The organism is Limnohabitans sp. DM1, assembly GCF_001269385.1.
Lineage (GTDB): Bacteria > Pseudomonadota > Gammaproteobacteria > Burkholderiales > Burkholderiaceae_C > Limnohabitans_A.
Window position 1 is genome coordinate 73,187 of sequence record NZ_CXOO01000027.1, and the last position, 19,912, is coordinate 93,098.

At 60.9% G+C, this 19,912-nt stretch carries 20 protein-coding genes; 8 read left to right on the forward strand and 12 right to left on the reverse strand.

Annotated features, from left to right (window positions below; all coding sequences use genetic code 11):
- Window positions 1–159 precede the first annotated feature (159 nt).
- From tldD to AMM33_RS11445, 8 genes are all read right to left on the reverse strand, one after another.
- Window positions 160–1,620, reverse strand: coding sequence for a metalloprotease TldD (tldD, locus tag AMM33_RS11410; RefSeq protein WP_090141441.1), 1,461 nt, complete (start codon window positions 1,618–1,620; stop codon window positions 160–162).
- 111 nt (window positions 1,621–1,731) lie between these two features.
- Window positions 1,732–2,808, reverse strand: a complete 1,077-nt coding sequence (locus AMM33_RS11415) for a DmpA family aminopeptidase (protein ID WP_090141443.1) — start codon at window positions 2,806–2,808, stop codon at window positions 1,732–1,734.
- Between the two features lie 68 nt (window positions 2,809–2,876).
- Window positions 2,877–3,764 carry an NAD(P)-dependent oxidoreductase gene (locus tag AMM33_RS11420; RefSeq protein ID WP_090141445.1) on the reverse strand — a complete coding sequence of 296 codons (888 nt, stop codon included), beginning with the start codon at window positions 3,762–3,764 and terminating at the stop codon, window positions 2,877–2,879.
- Window positions 3,761–4,915 (reverse strand): rod shape-determining protein RodA, encoded by a 1,155-nt coding sequence (gene rodA / locus AMM33_RS11425; protein WP_090141521.1) that lies wholly within the window; start codon window positions 4,913–4,915, stop codon window positions 3,761–3,763. The genes AMM33_RS11420 and rodA overlap by 4 nt, the downstream gene beginning before the upstream one ends.
- A gap of 47 nt (window positions 4,916–4,962) precedes the next feature.
- Window positions 4,963–5,961, reverse strand: a complete 999-nt coding sequence (locus AMM33_RS11430; protein WP_090141447.1) for an NAD(P)H-dependent glycerol-3-phosphate dehydrogenase — start codon at window positions 5,959–5,961, stop codon at window positions 4,963–4,965.
- A gap of 24 nt (window positions 5,962–5,985) precedes the next feature.
- Entirely contained in the window at window positions 5,986–6,450 is a 465-nt protein-coding gene (gene secB / locus AMM33_RS11435) for a protein-export chaperone SecB (RefSeq protein WP_053171203.1), read from the reverse strand.
- A gap of 129 nt (window positions 6,451–6,579) precedes the next feature.
- Entirely contained in the window at window positions 6,580–6,837 is a 258-nt protein-coding gene (gene grxC, locus AMM33_RS11440) for a glutaredoxin 3 (RefSeq protein WP_090141449.1), read from the reverse strand.
- A gap of 11 nt (window positions 6,838–6,848) precedes the next feature.
- Window positions 6,849–7,250: a rhodanese-like domain-containing protein gene (locus AMM33_RS11445; RefSeq protein ID WP_090141451.1), complete on the reverse strand. Its 402-nt coding sequence runs from the start codon at window positions 7,248–7,250 to the stop codon at window positions 6,849–6,851.
- Between the two features lie 113 nt (window positions 7,251–7,363).
- On the opposite strand from AMM33_RS11445, the gene gpmA reads away from it, so the two are divergent.
- The 3 genes from gpmA to AMM33_RS11460 all read left to right on the forward strand — a co-directional run bounded on the left by gpmA (window position 7,364) and on the right by AMM33_RS11460 (window position 10,512).
- Window positions 7,364–8,101, forward strand: a complete 738-nt coding sequence (gene gpmA, locus AMM33_RS11450; protein WP_090141453.1) for a 2,3-diphosphoglycerate-dependent phosphoglycerate mutase — start codon at window positions 7,364–7,366, stop codon at window positions 8,099–8,101.
- Window positions 8,102–8,289: 188 nt separating this feature from the next.
- Window positions 8,290–9,738 (forward strand): S41 family peptidase, encoded by a 1,449-nt coding sequence (locus tag AMM33_RS11455; protein ID WP_090141455.1) that lies wholly within the window; start codon window positions 8,290–8,292, stop codon window positions 9,736–9,738.
- A gap of 18 nt (window positions 9,739–9,756) precedes the next feature.
- A complete protein-coding gene (locus AMM33_RS11460; protein WP_090141457.1) occupies window positions 9,757–10,512 on the forward strand; it encodes a HesA/MoeB/ThiF family protein in 756 nt (251 codons plus the stop codon).
- A gap of 225 nt (window positions 10,513–10,737) precedes the next feature.
- Here the strand turns inward: AMM33_RS11460 and AMM33_RS11465 are convergent, their stop codons facing one another.
- Window positions 10,738–11,253, reverse strand: a complete 516-nt coding sequence (locus AMM33_RS11465; protein WP_228768086.1) for a thermonuclease family protein — start codon at window positions 11,251–11,253, stop codon at window positions 10,738–10,740.
- Complete coding sequence (locus AMM33_RS11470; protein WP_228768087.1) at window positions 11,250–11,750, reverse strand: MarR family winged helix-turn-helix transcriptional regulator; 501 nt, start codon at window positions 11,748–11,750, stop codon at window positions 11,250–11,252. Before AMM33_RS11470 ends, AMM33_RS11465 begins: the two co-directional genes overlap by 4 nt.
- Window positions 11,751–11,964: 214 nt before the next feature.
- Between AMM33_RS11470 and AMM33_RS11475 the strand changes: the two genes are divergently transcribed.
- The 3 genes from AMM33_RS11475 to AMM33_RS11485 are packed head-to-tail and all read left to right on the forward strand — an operon-like array spanning window position 11,965 to window position 15,997.
- A complete protein-coding gene (locus AMM33_RS11475; RefSeq protein WP_090141461.1) occupies window positions 11,965–12,942 on the forward strand; it encodes a Bug family tripartite tricarboxylate transporter substrate binding protein in 978 nt (325 codons plus the stop codon).
- 8 nt (window positions 12,943–12,950) lie between these two features.
- On the forward strand, window positions 12,951–14,291 hold the full coding sequence (locus AMM33_RS11480; protein WP_090141523.1) for a sulfatase family protein: 1,341 nt from the start codon (window positions 12,951–12,953) through the stop codon (window positions 14,289–14,291).
- 23 nt (window positions 14,292–14,314) lie between these two features.
- Window positions 14,315–15,997 carry a SulP family inorganic anion transporter gene (locus AMM33_RS11485; RefSeq protein WP_194945405.1) on the forward strand — a complete coding sequence of 561 codons (1,683 nt, stop codon included), beginning with the start codon at window positions 14,315–14,317 and terminating at the stop codon, window positions 15,995–15,997.
- A 37-nt stretch (window positions 15,998–16,034) separates the two neighbouring features.
- Here AMM33_RS11485 and AMM33_RS11490 read toward each other — a convergent pair whose 3' ends face one another.
- Window positions 16,035–16,991: a putative transporter gene (locus tag AMM33_RS11490; protein WP_090141465.1), complete on the reverse strand. Its 957-nt coding sequence runs from the start codon at window positions 16,989–16,991 to the stop codon at window positions 16,035–16,037.
- 326 nt (window positions 16,992–17,317) lie between these two features.
- Between AMM33_RS11490 and AMM33_RS11495 the strand changes: the two genes are divergently transcribed.
- A complete protein-coding gene (locus tag AMM33_RS11495) occupies window positions 17,318–18,415 on the forward strand; it encodes a CobW family GTP-binding protein (RefSeq protein WP_090141466.1) in 1,098 nt (365 codons plus the stop codon).
- A 226-nt stretch (window positions 18,416–18,641) separates the two neighbouring features.
- Here AMM33_RS11495 and AMM33_RS21990 read toward each other — a convergent pair whose 3' ends face one another.
- Window positions 18,642–18,830 (reverse strand): hypothetical protein, encoded by a 189-nt coding sequence (locus AMM33_RS21990; RefSeq protein WP_194945415.1) that lies wholly within the window; start codon window positions 18,828–18,830, stop codon window positions 18,642–18,644.
- A 169-nt stretch (window positions 18,831–18,999) separates the two neighbouring features.
- On the opposite strand from AMM33_RS21990, the gene dksA reads away from it, so the two are divergent.
- A complete protein-coding gene (dksA, locus tag AMM33_RS11500; RefSeq protein ID WP_090141524.1) occupies window positions 19,000–19,680 on the forward strand; it encodes an RNA polymerase-binding protein DksA in 681 nt (226 codons plus the stop codon).
- Window positions 19,681–19,912: the final 232 nt, after the last annotated feature.

A 19,912-nucleotide genomic window follows, 5' to 3' on the forward strand; every position in this document is an offset into this window, starting at 1 on the left:
TTCAGCTTGTCAGCTTGATGCATATCAGTCACCAAGCTTGCTGTGCCATCGACAGATTAAGTGCGTCGGTCAATTATTTGCGTGAGCGTCGGAAGGTTTAGGCTTCAGCGTCGGACATTTGGCTATGCATGACCATGCATGCGGTCACTTCGGCCTGTTTCAAGCCGTGCCACCCACCGTGAGCCCGTCAATGCGTAAGGTCGGCTGACCCACACCCACGGGCACACTCTGGCCTTCCTTGCCGCAGGTGCCCACACCCGAGTCGAGCTTCATGTCGTTGCCGATCATGCTGATCTTCTTGAGCGATTCGGGGCCGCTGCCGATCAGGGTGGCACCCTTGACGGGATACTGGATCTTGCCGTTTTCCACCCAGTAGGCTTGGCTGGCCGAAAACACGAACTTGCCGCTGGTGATGTCCACCTGGCCGCCCGCGAAGTTGGTGGCGTACAGACCCTTTTTGATGCTGGCCACAATTTCTTCGGCGCTCTTGTCGCCGCCCAGCATGTAGGTGTTGGTCATGCGCGGCATGGGCACATGGGCGTAGCTTTCGCGGCGGCCGTTGCCTGTGGGTTTGACGCCCATGAGGCGAGCGTTCATCGAATCCTGGATGTAGCCGCGCAAGATGCCGTCTTCGATCAGCACGTTCTTTTGGCTGGCGTGGCCTTCGTCGTCCACGTTCAGCGAGCCCCGGCGGTCAGCGATGGTGCCGTCGTCGAGTACGGTGACGCCTTTGGCCGCCACGCGCTGGCCGATGCGGCCGCTGAAGGCGCTCGATCCCTTGCGGTTGAAGTCACCCTCCAGACCGTGGCCCACGGCTTCGTGCAGCAGCACGCCGGGCCAACCATTGCCCAGCACCACCGTCATTTCGCCCGCAGGCGCGGGTCGGGCTTCAAGGTTGATGAGCGCGGCCGAGACGGCTTCTTGCACATAGGTCTCGACCATGCCGTCGTCAAAGTAGGCTAGGCCAAAGCGGCCGCCGCCACCACTGCTGCCCACTTCGCGGCGGCCGTTTTGCTCGGCAATCACCGTGACCGACAGGCGAATCAAGGGGCGCACATCGGCGGCCAGGGTGCCGTCGGCGCGGGCCACCATGACCACGTCGTATTCGGTGGCCAGACCGGCCATGACCTGCACCACGCGGGGGTCCTTGGCACGGGCGATTTTTTCGACACGGCCGAGCAAATTCACCTTGGCTGTGCTGTCCAGCGTGGACATCGGGTCGAGCGACGGGTAAAGCGAGCGGCTGGCCGAGACCTTGCGGGCCGGCACCTTGATGCGTTTGTTTTGCGTGGCCTGCGCGATGGTGCGCACCGTCATGGCCGCATCCATCAAAGAGGCTTCGGAGATGTCGTCCGAGTAGGCGAAGGCGGTTTTCTCGCCCGACACGGCTCGCACGCCCACACCTTGGTCGATGCTGAAGCTGCCGGTCTTGACGATGCCCTCTTCCAGGCTCCAGCCTTCGGAGCGGGTGTACTGAAAGTACAGGTCGGCGTCGTCCACAGCATGGGCCTTGATGGCGGCCAAAGCACGGCTGAGGTGGGTTTCGTCCAAGCCAAAAGGCTCCAGCAAGAGGGAGCGGGCCGTGGCCAGACGTTCGATGGTGGGTTCGCGTGAAATCATGGGAGCCATTGTAGGCAGGGATCAAGACCCTTGCCGGGACTGGAGAGCCGAGGACTGCACCGACCGTGTCCGAGTCGGATTCGCAAATCAAAGGACCGCCGCCCTGAAAGCCTACATCCGGCCGTGCTGGCGCATCAGCGCCAGCAGCTTGACTGTGTCCAACGCAGGCACCACATGGCCGGCCGGTTTGACGGTGGGCACATCTTCGCCCTGCACCAGGGCGTTGATGACCGCCTCGTCCACGGCCTGCACCGCGGCTTCATACAGCGGGTCCAGCACCTCCCAGTTCAGGCTGTGGCGTTTAATCACAGCGCCCATTTTTTCAGGATGAGGCATGGGGTCGGCCACCGAAAAGGCCAGAAAAATATCGCCCGATGAATTGCCCCCCGGACTGCCCGAGCGTGCAATGCCCAGGCCTGCCCGCTTGGCCAGAGAACGCAAGATCGCATCTGACAGGGGCGCATCGGTGGCCAATATGACGATGATGGAGCCACTTTCTTTCTTGGCAAAGCCGCCCGGCATGGCTTGCCCCACGGGCACCCCCAGCACCGACAGCCAGTGACGCCTGCCGTAATTGGCCTGCACCAGCGCACCCAGGGTGTAGGTCTGGCCTGCCACCTGGATCTGGCGCGAAGATGTGCCCGTGCCGCCCTTGAATTCGTAGGCGATCATGCCGTTGCCGCCCCCCACCGAGCCTTCGGCCACCGGCCCGCTGGTGGCGGCATCGAGCGCAGCCACCGCATGCGCCGGTTGCACATGCAGGGCATTGATGTCGTTGAGCACCCCGTCGTAGGTTTCGGCCACCACTGGCATGGCCCAGGCGTGGTGGTTCTGAAAATGCTCGGCGTAACGGCCCAACATCCATTGCACCGCCCCCTGGTGGCACGCCCCCACCCCATGGGTGTTGGTGATCAGCACGGGCCCCAGAAAATACCCCGCATCGTTGATCCAGTGAACCCCGGTCATCTCGCCATTGCCATTGAGCGCATGGAAGCCAGCCCACACGGGCATGGGGTTGTTCGCATCCTGCCGGGGCACGATGGCCGTGACCCCTGTGCGCATGCGGCGCGAGGGATCGGTCAGGGTGGTGAAGCCCACCGTCACCCCGGGCACGTCGGTGATGGCGTTGAAGGGGCCGGTCTGGCCCGCAAAAGGCAGGCCCAATTCACGGGCTCGGGGTCGGTTCATGGGCGTTCTCCGGTTTCACAAGTTGTCACCCTGCAGGCATCCCCAAAGCGCAGCCGATGGCCCAGCGCTCAGCGCTGGCGCATGAGTTGCAGCAAAGCCGCATCGTCCAGGTCGGCCCAGCCTTGCTCGAGGGCTTGGGCAAACAGCGCGCGTGCGATCCGGCCCAACGGGGGATCAAAGGCCACGTCTTCGGCGGCTTGCAGGGCCAGGCTCGTGTCTTTGGCCAACAAACTGACATGGGCGCGGGGCGCCAGGTCGCCAGCCAGTGCACGGCGCATGCGGTCCGAGCCGATCCAGCTTTGCCCGCTCGAAGCCTCGATCACAGACAGCGTGGCCGCAGGGTCCAGACCCAACCGCTCGGCCAGGGCCATGGCCTCGGCAGCGCCGGCCAAATTCACAGCCGCCAGCAAATTGTTGACCAGCTTGGTGCGTGCACCGTCACCGGCCCGGGTGCCTACACGAAAGACCTGGTCGCTCAAGGCGTTCAGCAAGTTCTGGTGGCGCGTCCACACGGCATCCGGACAAGCCACCATCAAGCTCATGCGGCCCTCACGGGCGCGCAAAGGGCCACCGGACATGGGCGCGTCCATGCAATCGACGCCCTGCAGCGCCAATCGCTCGGCCTGAGCCGCCACCGTGGCCGGCCCGAGCGTCGGGCACAGCATCACGCACTGGCCAGGCTGCAAATGCGCACCCGCGCCAGCCTTGCCCCACAGCACCGACTCGGTTTGCGCCGCATCGACCACCGCGACCAGCAAAACACCTTGCGGTGCTAGGGACTGCGCAGCCTGCGCAGCCGAGCCGCAAGGCGCAGCCCCCAGGGTCACAGCTTGGGCTTGCGCCTGCGCATCGGTGTCGTGCACGGCCACCTGCCAGGCCAAATCGCGCAAGCGGGCCAGCATGGCGCCGCCCATGTTGCCGGCACCCACCACCGCCACAGAGGTTGAAGGTTTCATGTTTGCACCAGCTGTTTGGAGCGGGCAATCGACATCAATATGCCCAGCGCCAGTCCCAGGGTGACCATGGCGGTGCCCCCGTAACTGATGAAGGGCAGGGGCACGCCCACTACCGGCAAGATGCCGCTGACCATGCCCATGTTCACAAAGGCGTAGGTGAAAAAGATCATGGTCATGCTGCCCGCCAGCAGGCGGCTGAACAGCGTGGGCGCGTCCATGGCGATCATCAGACCGCGATACACCAGAAAGAAGTACCAGAAGATCAGGTACAGGCCCCCGGCAAATCCGAACTCTTCGCCATAAGCCGCAAAAATGAAGTCGGTAGTGCGCTCGGGGATGAATTCCAGATGGGTTTGCGTGCCTTGCATGAAGCCCTTGCCCCAAAAGCCGCCCGAGCCAATGGCGATCATGCCCTGGATGATGTGAAAGCCTTTGCCCAGCGGGTCACGTGCCGGGTCCAGCAAGGTGCACACCCGCTGGCGCTGGTATTCGTGCAGAACTCGCCAGTCCACATCGGGGGCGCACAGGGTGGGCTCCATGACAATCAGCACTGCAATGCCCATCAAGCCCAGTAAAACTGGGGGAACTATCCACCGCCACTTGAGTCCGGCAAAGAAAATCACCGCCAATCCCGCTGCCAGGACCAGCAAGGAGGTGCCCAGGTCAGGCTGCTTCATGATCAATCCGACTGGGATGGCCAGAATCAGCAAGGCCACGGCAAAGTCAAAGGGCCTGAGTTGGCCTTCGCGCTTTTGGAACCACGCGGCCAGCATCAAGGGCAAGGCAATCTTCAAAATTTCACTGGGCTGGATCACCACCCCCAGATTGATCCAGCGCCGAGACCCTTTTTTGGTGATGCCGAAAATGGCCACCGCCACCAGCAAAATCACCCCTACGGTGTACACGGGAACGGCCCAGGCCATGAGTTTTTGAGGCGGGATCTGCGCGACGACAAACATGATGACCGCTGCCAGCAGCATGTTGCGGCTGTGGTCCATAAAACGGGTGCCGTGGTCAAACCCTGACGAATACATGATGAGCAAACCCGCGCAAGCCAACATGAAGACGGCAAACGCCAAAGGGCCATCAAAGCCGTCGACATGGCGCCAAAGGCGATGCCGCAGGGTGGATTTTTGAATCACGGATGCCATGGGCGCACCGATTGTCGGTATGCGCTGTCGCACGGTGTGCCCTCGGTTCATACCGATTCACCCCTGGGGCCGCGCCCCATCAGCACCTGTACGGCCTCGCGGGCCTGCAAACGGCCATCAAGCAATGCCACGACGGCTTCGGTGATGGGCATGTCTACGCCCAGGCTTTGGGCGCGTTGCCAGACGGTGCGGGCGCTGTAGACGCCTTCAGCCACATGCCCCAGAGAATCCACGGCTTGCGCCAGGCTCAGGCCTTGTGCCAGCAACAGACCGACTTTGCGGTTGCGGCTCAGATCGCCCGTGGCGGTCAGCACCAGATCGCCCAGGCCCGACAAACCCATGAAGGTTTCAGCCTTGGCGCCCAGCGCCAAGCCCAGGCGGGTCATTTCGGCCAAACCCCGGGTGATCAGCGCCGCTCGGGCGTTCAACCCCAAATTCAGGCCATCGCACAGGCCGGTGGCAATGGCCAGCACGTTCTTGACCGCACCGCCCACTTCGACGCCCACCATGTCCTCGTTGGCATACACACGCAGGGCCGGACCATGAAAGGCCTTCACCATGGCGTCTCGCACCGCCGCATGCGCGCTGGCGGCCACCAGGGCGGTCGGCTGCTGGCGCGCCACTTCGAGCGCAAAGCTCGGGCCACTCAGTGCCCCTGCTTGCAAACCGGGCGCCGCTTGGGCCTGCACTTCGTGGGGCATGAGGCCGGTGCCGGCTTCAAAACCCTTGCACAGCCAAGCCACGGGCGCCCGAACCTGCCGCAAGCGCGCCAAGTTGACGCGCAGACCCGACATGGGGGTGGCCAGCACCCACAAATCCTGGGGCTGCCCGGACAACAAGTCATCGACCGGACCGGTCAATATCGACAAATTTTCAGGCAGTTCAACGCCCGGCAAATAGCGCAGGTTTTGGCGCTGCGCCTGCATGGCAGCCGCCTGAGACGCGTCCCGGGCGTGCAAGCGCACGACGTGCTGGCCGGGATGGCGGCAAGCCGCCATGGCCATGGCCGTGCCCCAGGCGCCTGCGCCAATGACCGTGATGTGCATCAAAAACGCAAAGCCAGTCAGGCATCACTGCTGCGTGGCAGCAGCTTGGGCTTGTTGTTGTTCGTACATGGCCTGGAAGTTGATTTCGGCCAGGTGCACGGGCGGGAAACCGGCACGGGTGATCAGGTCCGCCACGCTGGCGCGCAGGTAGGGGTACACGATCTGGGGGCAGGCGATGCCCATGATGGGGCCCATCTGGTCTTCGGGCAAGTTGCGGATTTCAAAGATGCCGCCTTGCTTGCACTCGACCAAAAACACGGTCTTGTCAGCAATCTTGGTGTGCACTGTGGCGGTCACGCACACTTCAAACACGCCTTCAGCAGCGGGGGTGGCTTCCACGCCCAACTGGATGTCCACGCTGGGTTGCTGCTGCTCGATCAGGATGGCGGGAGAATTGGGTTGCTCCAGTGAGGCCTCTTTCAGGTAAACACGTTGGATCTGAAAAACGGGTTGCACGTCGGCTTCGGGGGTGACAGCGGTATCGGTCATGGGGTTCTCTTTGAAAAAAATACAGGCTAGACGCCAAGCATCTGCCCAGGGGACGAAACAGCGGGATTATCAGCGATGAAGACCGCCGCACTGGCGCGTGACGCGCCGGTGAAAACCCCCGGGTGGGGTTCAGGCCTGCAGCAAAGGCACCAGGCCGCCTTTGGCGTCCAGGGCCATCAGGTCGTCGCAGCCGCCCACATGGGTGTCGCCCACGTAAATTTGCGGCACGGTGCGACGGCCAGTGGATTGCATCATGTGGTCGCGTTGGGCGGGGTCCAGGTCGATACGGATTTCTTCAATCTGCTCAACACCTTTGGCCTTGAGCAATTGCTTGGCGCGGATGCAGTAGGGGCAAACGGCGGTGGTGTACATCTTGACGGCTTGCATGGGGCTTCCTTTCAGGCTTTTTCAATGGGCATGCTGGCCGCTTGCCACGCCTTGAGGCCGCCGGCGAGCGATTGCGCCTTCTCGTAACCCAGTTTTTGGGCGGTGGCAGCCGCGCGAGCCGAGCGGGCGCCCACTTGGCACACCATGACCACCGGGGTCGATTTGTTCTTCACGAACTGGCCCAGCTTGGCTTCAAGTTGGCCCAGGGGCAGATTTTTGGCTCCGATCACATGGCCCCGGGCAAATTCATCGGGTTCGCACACGTCAATGACGATGGCTTTTTCGCGGTTCATCAGTTGAACCATGTCCTGGGGCCCCAGGCCACGGCCCGCGCTCAAGACAGGAAAAAGCAAAGCAACGCCAGACGCCAAAGCCACGGCCACCAACATCCAGTTATCGAGGAGAAATTTCACGAATCAGACCTTTTTCAGTCAAAAAAATCGGCCTGATCGCAGGCCGCCAAGTCTGAATTCTAAAATGATGTCCTTTTCCTCTGTTTCTTACAGCCTCTGCTGTCCACTTCAATATGTACAAACTTGTCCTGATCCGCCACGGCGAATCCACCTGGAACCTTGAAAACCGCTTCACCGGCTGGACCGATGTGGACCTGACCCCCACCGGCGTGAGCCAGGCCATGTCGGCGGGCAAACTGCTCAAAGCCGAAGGCTGGGACTTTGACCTGTGCTACACCTCGGTGCTCAAGCGCGCCATCCACACCCTGTGGTACGCCCTGGACGAGATGGACCGCACCTGGCTGCCCGTGGTCAAGGACTACCGCCTGAACGAACGGCACTACGGCGCCCTACAAGGCCTGAACAAGGCCGACATGGCCAAGCAATACGGCGACGAGCAAGTGCTGATCTGGCGCCGCAGCTACGACACCCCGCCGCCCGCGCTGGAAGCGACCGACCCCCGTTGCGAGCGCAGCGACCGCCGCTACCCCAGGCCCGATGTGGTACCACTGACCGAGTGCCTGAAAGACACGGTGGCCCGTGTGCTGCCCGCCTGGAACGACAGCATTGCCCCCAGCATCAAATCTGGCAAGCGGGTGCTGATCGCCGCGCACGGCAACTCGATCCGCGCCCTGGTCAAGTACATGGACGGCATCTCCGAGACTGACATCGTGCACTTGAACATCCCCAACGGCATCCCGCTGGTCTATGAGCTGGATGAAAACCTCAAGCCGATCCGCCACTACTACTTGGGCGATGCCGAGGCCGCTGCCGCAGCTGCAGCCGCAGTGGCCAGCCAGGGCAAGGCCTGATCGGCCTGAGAGGGGTCTTGGTGGGGGCTGGGCGTTAGCTGTGCGAGGATGCCTCGGATGAATCCTCTCGTGCTGGCGGCCCCACAGGGTTGAGACTGTTTCGGTAACGGTTATTCACAAAACCTGACACCTTCAGCCTGCGCCGGGTGTATATTGAGCCGCATTGGTCATTGGGAAACCCTGAGTACATGAAACATCATCTGAAGATCGCGGGCTGGATCAGCGTGGGCGCACTGGCAGGCGCCTTGACCACTGTGTCGCTGCAAACCGTTGCACGCGGCAACATGGCCCCCTTGCCGCTGGAAGAACTGCAACAACTCGCCGCCGTTTTTGGCATGGTCAAAAGCGACTATGTCGAGCCTGTGGACGAGAAAAAGCTGATCACCGAAGCCATCACCGGCATGGTGGCCAGCCTGGATCCGCACTCGCAGTATTTCGACAAGAAAACTTTCAAGGAATTCGCGGAAGGCACCTCGGGCAAGTTTGTCGGCGTGGGCATTGAAATTAGCCAGGAAGACGGCCTGATCAAAATCGTCTCGCCCATCGAAGGTTCTCCAGCCGATCGTGCGGGCCTCAAAACCAACGACCTGATCACCAAAGTCGACGACACGCCGGTCAAAGGCCTGTCGCTCAATGAAGCCGTCAAACGCATGCGCGGCGAGCCCAAGACCAAAGTGGTGTTGACCATCTTCCGCAAAGATGAAGGCCGCACCTTCCCCGTCACCATCATCCGTGAAGAGATCAAGACACAGTCGGTCAAGGCCAAGATGGTCGAGCCGGGCTACGCCTGGGTGCGGGTGTCTCAGTTCCAGGAGCGCACCGTGGACGACTTCGCCCGCAAAGTGGAAGAACTCTATGCACAAGACCCCAAAATCAAGGGCCTGGTGCTGGACTTGCGCAACGACCCCGGTGGCCTGCTGGATGCTGCCGTTGCACTGTCTGCCGCCTTTTTGCCCGAAAACGTGACCGTGGTCACCACCAACGGCCAACTTGAAGAAAGCAAATTCACCTACAAGGCCAACCCCCAGTTCTGGCGCCGTAACGCGTCCAATGACCCCATTGGCAAGCTGACCCAAGCCACCGGTGGCGCCCTGAAAAAAGTACCTTTGGTGGTATTGGTCAACGAAGGCTCAGCCTCGGCCAGTGAAATCGTCGCAGGTGCCCTGCAAGACTACAAACGTGCCACCCTCATGGGCAGCCAGACCTTTGGCAAAGGTTCGGTGCAGACCGTGCGCCAGCTCGGCCCGGACACCGCTTTGAAGATCACCACAGCCCGTTACTACACCCCCAATGGCCGCGCCATCCAGGCCAAAGGCATCGTGCCTGAAATCATGCTGGATGAGACCGCCGAGGGCAACGTCTTTGCGGCCTTGCGCACGCGTGAAGCCGACTTGCAAAAGCACCTGTCCAACGGTAAGGAAGAAGAGAAAAAAGACCCTGAGCGCGAAAAAGCCCGCGAAGACGCCCTGAAAAAACTGGAAGAAGAATCCAAAAAACCTGTGGCCGAGCGGCGTTTGCCCGAATTCGGTTCCGACAAGGACTTCCAGCTGGCCCAGGCCCTGAACAAGCTCAAAGGCCAACCCGTGAAAGCCAGCACCACGCTGGCCGAGCGCAAGGTCGAGAAAAAAGAAAATTGAGCGCCATGGGTGACGCGTATGAATGACGCACAGTTGCTGCGCTATTCGCGGCATATTTTGCTCAATGAACTGGGCATTGATGGTCAGGAAAAGCTCCTGGCATCGCACGCCCTGATCATTGGCGCAGGGGGTCTGGGCTCACCGGTTGCCCTCTACCTGGGCAGCGCCGGTGTGGGCCACATCACCGTGGTGGACCACGACGAAGTCGACGCCACCAACTTGCAGCGCCAGATTGCCCACACCCTGGACCGGGTGGGCCAGCCCAAGGCCGAATCGGTGCGCACGGCCATTGCCCAGATCAACCCCGACCCGCAGGTGCACACTGTTACGCGCCGCGCCGACGCGGCCTTGCTGGCCGAGCTGGTGCCTCAGGCTGATGTGGTCATCGATTGTTGCGACAACTTTGCTACCCGGCACGCCGTGAACCTGGCCTGCGTGCAACACCGCAAACCGCTGGTGTCGGGTGCGGCTATCCGCATGGACGGCCAGGTGTCTGTGTTTGACAGCACGCAAGCCGACGCCCCGTGTTACGCCTGCATCTTTCCGCCAGATAACCTGCCCGAAGAAACGCGCTGTGCCACCATGGGGGTGTTTGCGCCGTTGGTGGGCATCATCGGCAGCGTGCAAGCGGCCGAAGCCCTCAAAATCCTCAGCGGCATGGGCAGCCACATGGCCGGACGTTTGCTGATGCTCGACGGCCGTGAACTGTCCTGGACCGACATTCGCATGCAGCGCAAGCACGACTGCCTGGTGTGTGCAGCGCTGCGCACCTGACGCCCCCGCTGCTCCAGACATGTTGGACACCTCGAGTGCCAACCCGCATTGCCACACGTCCTTGCGAGCGAAGCGTGGCAATTCAGCGGCTGTGGTCCATCTGGCGTCAAAGCTTTTTGCGAGCGCTGTTGCTGGATTGCCGCGTCGCAGGCTCCTCGCAATGACGGGGAACTTGGCGCATTCTTCACAACGAGAAACTTGATTTGCAGGTCAGCAGCCCGCAGGTCAAGTTTGATCCTGGCTGTGGCAGCTGCCGTGGAATTTTCTGAACACCGGGGGTGACATGGCGGCCGAACCGGCGGCAAACAGGCCGCGTTTTTGTTTTTGTGCCTGCCGCTGCAAAGCCGCATAAGGCCCTTTGCCGGTGCGAAATTTGTAGGCCCAGGCCATGCCCTGGCGCACCATCTCGGCGCCCAGATCGACGCCGTTGACCGACAAGCGCCCGATTTGCCTGCCGTATACATCTTGCCCATGGGAGATCACCTGCACCGGTTTGCGCAGGGCCAGGCTGATCAGGGTGTCGCGCGATTGCGAACCACCGGGCTGGCAGGTCTCCGGTGCATCAATGTCTTCGATGCGCAGTTTGACCGGCTCATGGTGCCCTTCGCGCACCAGCACAACGGTGTCTCCGTCCATGACCCAACTCACCCAGCCAGTCCAGGACTCAGACGCCTGCGCGGCACCCTGACCCCAGGCCAGCATGAGCCAGCAAGCCCAATGGCCCATGCGACAACATGTCATGTCAGTTCCTTGCCGCGTTGGCCTTGACGCCGATTGGCTTTGGGCAGAATCGGGCTCAACTCTGTCAGCAGGGCCTCGGCGCGCCCTTGCATGCGCTCGAGTGCTGCATCAAAAAGGGCGGTCTCTTCAGGTTGCAAGACCGACAGGATCTGGCTGTTGATGGCCTGAATCTGGGGCATCAAAGTTTCATAAAGTTGTTGGCCTACCGGGGTCAGACTCACCCGGGCACTGCGGCGGTCATGGGCGGTTATGGTGCGCAGCACCAGCTTTTTCTGAACCAGAGCGGTCAGTGTGCGCGAAGTGCGAGCCCGGTCACGGTGCATGCGTTCGGCCAACGCCGATGGTGGCAAGCTGCCGTTTTGATGGAGTTGAGCGATCACGGCCCATTCGCGCCGGGTGATGCCATAGCCGCCTTCGCACAGGCGCACCACCATGACGCCGGCGACTGCAGACAGGCGGCCCAGCCGGTACAACAGCAAATCGTCAATGGAAGCCAAGCGTTGGGAGGGCGACAAGGGCATCAGGGTTTTCGAGAGGGATGATTGATTAGATCAATTGTCGTACATGACACTACATTGGAAGCCGTGACTTTGAAGCCGACGTTTGCCTGGCAAGCCATTTGGAGAATGAACCTTTGGGGCAAAACCCATCCAAGCCACGGGCGCTCAACTCGACTGAGCCCCTTTCACCCTTGATACCCAGTCTTTTGACATGAACACCTTTTCCCTTTCCCGCAAGCGCTGGAGCGCTGCTTTGTGCCTTGCAGCTTGCGCTGCGGTGACCTCGTCCTGGGCGCAAAGTTACCCCAGCAAACCCGTCAAATTCATCACCAATTTTCCTGCGGGCGGCCCGGCGGACTATTTGGCGCGCACCGTGGGTGAAGCCATCACCACCCAGTACAAGCAGCCCGTGGTGGTGGAAAACAAGCCCGGCGCGGGCGGCAACATCGGGGCTGACTTTGTCGCCAAAAGCCCGGCCGATGGCTACACCGTGCTGTTCGGCATCGACACCACCTTCACGGTCAACCCCTACATCTACAAAAGCATGGCCTTCAAGCCAGCTGACCTGCGGCCGATCATGGTCATGGTCTCCTCGGGCTTGTTGGTCGGTGCCCACCCCTCCACTGGCTTCAAAACCCTCAAAGACCTGATCGCCCAAGGCAAAGGCAAGGGCCTGAACTTCAGCAGCGCGGGCAGCGGAAGCCCCGGCCATCTGGCTGCAGAAATTTTCATGGATGCGGCCCAGATCAAAATCCAGCATATCCCCTACAAAGGCAACGCACCCGCCGTCGCTGCCGTGGTGGCAGGCGAGGTGGATGCTGGCGTACTCGCCACCCCCGGCATGCTGCCGCATGTCAAAGCCGGCAAGGTCAATGCATTGGCCGTGACCAGCCGTCAGCGCTCGCGTTCAGCCCCCGACATCCCGACTGTGGCCGAACTCGGCCTGAAGGACCTGGAGCTCGAAGTGCTCTACGTGGCCATGGTGCCAGCTGCCACACCCGAGCCCGTGGTGCAGCTGCTGCAAAAAGCCTTCTCAGACGCATTGAAGCGCCCAGACACCCAAACACAGCTGACCGGCATGGATTTGTTTTATGAAGGACTGGTCGGTCAGGACGCTGCCAAACGACTGGCCGAGCAATCTCAACGCTATGACCGCGTGGTCAAGTCCACGGGCATGAAGGTCGATTGATTGCCACCATGAACACCCCCACACGACAACGCCCCAACATCATCTTCATCGTCGCCGACGACCTCGGCTTTGCAGATCTGGGCTGCTACGGCGGGCGAGACGCCCAATTCGGCAAGGTCTCGCCCGTACTCGATCAGTTGGCTGCGGGGGGGCTCAAGTTCACGCAGGGGTACTCCAACTCACCCGTGTGCTCGCCCACGCGCTTTGCGCTCATGACCGCGCGCTACCAGTACCGCCTGCGCGGCGGTGCCGACGAGCCCATCAACAGCCGCAGCCGGGGCAGCGCCGTGCTGGGCTTGCCGCCCGAACACCCCACGCTGCCGTCCTTGCTCAAGGCCAGCGGCTACCGCACGGCGCTGATCGGCAAGTGGCATTTGGGTTACCCACCGCACTTCAGCCCCCTCAAATCGGGCTATGAAGAGTTTTTTGGCCCCATGTCGGGCGGGGTGGACTACTTCACACATTGCGCCTCCAGCGGGGCGCACGACCTGTTCACCGGCGAAGACGAAACGCCTGAAGACGGCTACCTGACCGACATGATCTCCAAGCGGGCTGTGGACTTTGTGGAGCGCATGGCCCCGGGAGCCGCGCAAGGCACGCCCTTTTTTTTGAGCCTGCACTACACCGCGCCGCACTGGCCCTGGGAAACGCGCGAAGACCACGCGCTGGCGCAAGAAGTCAAAGACAACCTGTTCCACCTGCACGGCGGCAACATCCACACTTACCAGCGCATGATCCACCACATGGACGAAGGCATTGGTTGGGTGGTGGAGGCTTTGAGAAAAACCGGGCAGCTTGAGAACACCCTGATCGTCTTTACCAGCGACAACGGCGGCGAACGTTTCAGCGACAACTGGCCGCTGGTGGGCGGCAAGATGGACCTGACCGAAGGCGGCATCCGTGTGCCGTGGATCGCGCATTGGCCCGCCGTCATCGCGCCCGGCGGCACATCCACCCAGCACTGCATGACCATGGACTGGTCGGCCACCATGGTCGAATTGGCAGGAGCCAAGGCCAGTGATGACTTGCCGTTTGACGGCGTGTCTCTGGCCCCCGTGTTGCGTGATGCCCAACACCAATTTGAGCGGCCACTTTACTGGCGCATGAACCACCGGGGTCAACGTGCCCTGCGCATGGGCGACTACAAATACCTGCGGGTGGATGGCCACGATTACCTGTTCAACATCCCGTCCGATGAGCGCGAACGTGCCAACCTGGGCGGACGCCAAGCCGAGCGCCTGCAGGCCATGCGCGCTGCGTGGGAGGCGTGGGACGCCACTGTGCCCGCTATCCCCGAAGACGCCACCGTGAGCTTGGGCTACTCTGTTAAAGACATGCCCCAGCGCTGAAGCCCTGGCGGCTAAGATCGGTCATGTCTGAAATGCAACGATATTTAACTTTTCGCCAGTGGCCCCGCCTGAGTGCCTCGCTGGCCCGCAACGAAGTGCTGGCGGGTCTGACGGTGGCCTTGGTCATGGTGCCGCAGGCTGTGGCTTATGCGGGCCTGGCGGGCATGCCGCTGGTGACTGGTCTATACACCTGTCTGATCCCAGCCCTGTTGGCGGTGCTGTTTGGCAGTGCCACGCGACTATCGGTCGGGCCTGCCGCATTGACCTGCGTCCTGATTGGCGCCTCACTCACCGGTATGGCCGAACCTGGTTCGCCCGAATGGGTGGCGCTGGCGGTGTGGTTGTCCCTGCTGTCGGGGGGCATCCAGCTGTTGCTGGGCCTGGGCCATTACGGCTGGCTCATCAACCTGGTCAGCGCCCCGGTCATGATGGGCTTCACCCAGGCCGCATCCTTGCTGATCATGGCTTCGCAAGTGCCGGGTTTGCTGGGCATCCAGGCTTGGAGCTGGGATGTGCACAGCTGGTCTGCATGGCTGACCGGCTGGCCTGCACTGTTTGGCCTGAGCAGTCTGGTGCTGCTCTTGTTGTTGCGCAGGTACAGACCCCGCTGGCCCGGCATCATGCTGGTGATGGGCGCCGCCTCTGCGGTGGGCTACGCCACCGATTACCAGGCCCATGGCGCCGTGGTCGGACAGTTGCCCGCAGGCCTGCCGGATTTTTATTGGCCCCATTGGCCGGGCCTGGAGGTGATCAACCAGCTGTGGGTGCCAGCCATGGTGATTGCGCTGGTGAGCTTTCTGGAAACAGCGTCCAGCGCCCGCATTGAATGCCAGCGCGACGGCAAGCGCTGGGACGACAGCACCGAACTCTTCAGCCAGGGTTTGGCCAAACTGGCCTCAGCCTTCTCAGGCAGCTTCCCGACCAGCACTTCATTTTCGCGCTCGGCGCTCATGCTCTATGCAGGCGCACGCTCGGGCTGGGCGGTGGTGGCATCGGTGGGCTTTGTGTTGCTGGCCTTGCTGCTCCTCATGCCTGCACTGGCCTACGTGCCGCGCTCAGTCATGTCGGCGGCCGTCATCGTGGCCGTGCTCAACCTTTTTCAGCCCCGGCAGTTTTTAAGGATTTGGCGCATTGACCGGATCGAAACCCTCACCGCTGGCGTGACTTTTGGCATCACGCTGGCCACCGCCCCGCGCATTTATTGGGGCGTGATGACCGGTGTTTTGCTGGGGCTGAGTCACTTTCTGCACACCCGGCTGCACCCGCGCATCATTGAGGTGGGCTTGCACCCTGATGGCAGCTTGCGTGACCGCCATCTGTGGAAACTGCCGCCTTTGGCGCCCCATCTGTATGCCTTGCGCATGGATGCCGAACTCGACTTTGCGGCCTCCAGCGACTTTGAGCGCGCCATCGCAGCTCACCTGGCGCGTCAACCGGACACCCGCCATGTCTGCTTGTTTGCGCATCCCATCAACCGCATCGACGCCACGGGCGTGGAAACTTTCGGGCAAATCCATCGTCAATTGGCCAGCCGGGGTATCACCTTGCACATCAGCGGCATCAAATTGCCAGTGGAGACCACCTTGCGCCGGGCGGGCGAATTGAGTGAGGGACCCTTCCTCAAGATGTACCGCACCGATGCAGAGGCCTTGCAGGCGCTCCAAGCGATCCATGCCATGCCCCCGGACATTGGCAGCGCCACCTGAGTTCAGCCCCCTCAAGCGCCGCAAACCCAAGTGATGCTCAGGCCAGACCCTTTTCAAACTCGGTCAGGCGCTTGTAGATGGAGCGCAGCTCGGTGATGTCGGTCCAGCGCTCAATCAGGTAAGAAAACGCATCGTTGACCTTGCCAAACGCATTGCTCACCTGCTGGATCACGCCCAGTGTGATCAAGCCCGTGAACAGCGATGGCCCCATCAGCAGGTACGGAAAAATGACCATCGTCTGGCTGTACAGATTGCTCCAGAGGTTGAAATAGGCATAGTGGTTGAACAGCCGGAAATTGTTCAGCCGCACCCCTGTAAACAGGCTCAGGGCCTGCGACAAATCCATGCGGCTGCGGTCGTCCTCGGCATACACCAGCGCCTTGCGCAAGGCCGCTTCGGTCTTTTGGTTGTTGTATTCCAGGCCCGGCAGGCGAATGCCTACAAACCACGACAACACCGTGCCGCCCAAGGCCGTGATCAGTGCCACCCAAAAAAGTGAGCCCTCAAACTGCAGCCACACAATCGCCATGCCTTTGGACAAGCCCCACAAAATGGGAATGAAGGACGCCAGGGTCAAGATTGCCCGCACCAGGCCCAGCCCCAGGTTTTCGGTTTGGCGGGCAAAACGCATGCAATCTTCCTGAATGCGCTGAGAAGCCCCCTCCACGGTGTAGAACGTGCGCTGCCAGCGCGGCAGATACAGCTCGGTCATGGCCTGGCGCCAGCGAAAGGCGTAATGCGAGGCCAGATACGTCTCCAGACTGCGCAGCAGCATGTAGGGAAAAGCGATCCACGCAAACTGCTGCATGAAGCCCCAGAACTTGTCCAGCCCACCCGCTTGTTCAGGCTTTTGCAGCAAGTCATAAAACTCGCCATACCAGGTGTTCAGACGCACCGTTTGCTGCACCGTGATGAACACCATGGCGATCAAAACCAACAAACCTCCCCAGGCCCACAAGGCCCAGCGGCGGGAGAGGAAGAAACTGCGGAACATACCGACTCCTTGAATTGAGCGCCAGCGCTGCGACCTGAGCTTGACGTCATGGGGCATACCCCCTGCAACAGGGCCACTCGCTGTGAGCATACCTGACCCCCCTGTGGCGCATTCAACTTGATAGCAGGCACTTGCTGCCTCAAACGGGATGCAATTGGCCATTGAATTGAAGGCCCCATCTCTTGCCTTCATGCTGATCTTGGGCCCGATGTCCCTTGAGAACCAGACCGGTCAATCTGTGAGACACCAGCCGTGGCCCATCACCCGTGCAGCAATCGTCGCTACACTCCCCACCTCTTGTTGTTGATCTTTTTGCGGAGCATTTCATGGCCCTGATTCCTGCGACCATCCTCACCGGCTTTCTTGGCTCGGGCAAGACCACGCTGCTCAAGCGCGTGCTGACCGAGGCCCACGGCCAAAAAATCGCCGTGATCGAGAACGAATTTGGTGAGGAAAACATCGACAACGACATCCTGGTGTCGGATACCGAAGAGCAGATCATTCAAATGAGCAATGGCTGCATCTGCTGCACCATCCGCGAAGACCTGCGCGCTACGCTGCAGCTGCTGGCCGCCAAGCGCCGCAAGGGGCTGTTGGACTTTGAGCGCATCGTGATCGAGACCACGGGGCTGGCCGACCCGGGACCGGTGGCGCAGACTTTTTTCATGGACGACGAGATTGCCGAAACCTTCCTTCTCGACTCCATCCTGACCTTGGTGGATGCCAAACATGCGGCGCAGCAGCTCAATGACCGCCAGGAAGCGCGCCGCCAGGTGGGCTTTGCCGACCAGATCTTCATCAGCAAGGCCGATCTGGTGTCGCCCCAGGAGCTGGATGCCTTGCAGCACCGCCTCAAGCACATGAACCCGCGTGCGCCGCAAAAGGTGGTGCATTTTGGTGAAGTGGCGCTGAGTGAAGTGTTTGATCTCAAGGGCTTCAACCTGAACGCCAAGCTTGACATCGACCCTGACTTTCTCAAGGACGACGGGCACGACCACGCGCACGGGGAGCATTGCGATCACCCTTCGCACCAACATGATCATGATCATGCACATGGTGAGCACTGCAACCACCCTTCGCATGCGCATGAACACAGCCATGGCCATGGACACCACCATCACCACGATGATGATGTCAAGAGTTTTGTGTTCAGGTCCGAGCGGGCGTTTGATCCGGCCAAGCTGGAAGACTTTCTGGGCGCCATCGTCAATATTTATGGCCCGCGCATGCTGCGCTACAAAGGTGTACTGAACATGCGAGGCACTGAGCGCAAAGTCATTTTTCAGGGCGTGCACCAGCTCATGGGCAGCGATTTGGGGCCGATGTGGGCCGATGGCGAGACCAAAATGAGCAAGATGGTTTTCATTGGCATCGATTTGCCCAAGGACATCTTGTTGCAGGGACTGGAGCAATGCCTGGTCTGAATTTTGGGCTGCCAGGCGATGCGGCTCCTTTTTTCTGCCAGACACGTCTTTAATCAGTGACTAGGCGTTTTTTGATGCATCTTGTCGCTACAATCGCCCGCCTGAAAGCTTCCCCTTTGAGGGCGGCTTGCGAACCCCAAAAGGTCTATAACAAGGGTTTGAAATGAACATGAACAGGTGTTTTGTGTGTTTGCGGTGTTTTTGCAATGCGCATTCATCTGCCCTTTCACACGGCTAGGAGACAAGACGTGAAGACCTCGAACAAAGCGGCAAGCAAGACGGCAAGCCCCCAGGCAAAAGCCGCTGAGCCGAAAAAAACGGCAGCTTCTGTCAAGGCAGCTCCCGCCTCGGGCAAGGCTGCTGCAAAAACCACCAAAGCCGCACCCGCGACCCAAGTGGCCAAAACTGTGCCCACGAAAAAGACGGTCCAAGCCGTTCCAGAGTCCAAAGCCAAAACCCAAGCTGCAAAACCGACGGCCCAAAAGGTCTCTGCTGCAGTCTCTCAACCCAGTCCTGCTGTCCCATCCAAGGCAGCTTCTGCGGCGCCTGTGAAAAAATCAGCGCCTGTCTCTCAAGCGAAAACTATGACCGTTCAAAAAGCGGAGCCTGTCAAGGCGACTGCCGTTCAAGTCCCTGCCCCCGTTGCTGTGCCTGCTGGCCCTGATCAATTGGTGCGTGCCACCCGCCCCTCGGCGCGTCTGGCGCAAATCACCGTGCCTTCTTTGCCGCCAGCTGTGGCGTCTACTGCTGCCAAGGCGAGTTTCTTGCCCAGTGCGTCAGCGCCGGCCGTCATGTCCTTCGTGCCGATCAAGAAAGATCCCAAGCTGGCCAACAACTGGAAAACAAAAAGCGTGCAAGAGTTGACGGATGCCGAAATTCTGGCCATGCCCGACAGCGAGTACATGAACGATGTTCAGATGGCGTTTTTTAAGCACAAACTGGTCAAGCTCAAGCAAGACATCCTCAACAGTGCCGGTGAAACCACCGAGCATTTGCGTGAAGACACCGTGGTGGTGCCCGATCCGGCTGACCGGGCCACGATCGAAGAAGAACATGCGCTGGAATTGCGCACCCGCGACCGTGAGCGCAAGTTGCTCAAGAAAATCGAACAATCCATCATGCTGATTGATGCTGGTGACTACGGCTATTGCGATGAAACCGGCGAACCCATTGGCGTGGGCCGCTTGCTGGCGCGCCCCACAGCCACTTTGTCGCTGGAAGCGCAGCAGCGCCGTGAGCTCAAACAGAAGATGTTTGGCGACTGAGCCTGTATCGGGGGCGCCCACCACGTTCCCTCATTACTGCGAGGCGCGTGCTTTTTTCCCTCGTTACTGCGAGGAGCTTGCGACGCGGCGGTCCAGTTGCGGCGCTCAATTGAGCAGGCGTGTCAAATCAGCCGTAAGTTGCTGGATTGCCCTGCCTTACTCGCAATGACGAATTCCGTCGCGGCAAGGAGCCGTGCTTTTTCCCCGTCACAACGAGGCGCGTGGTTTACCG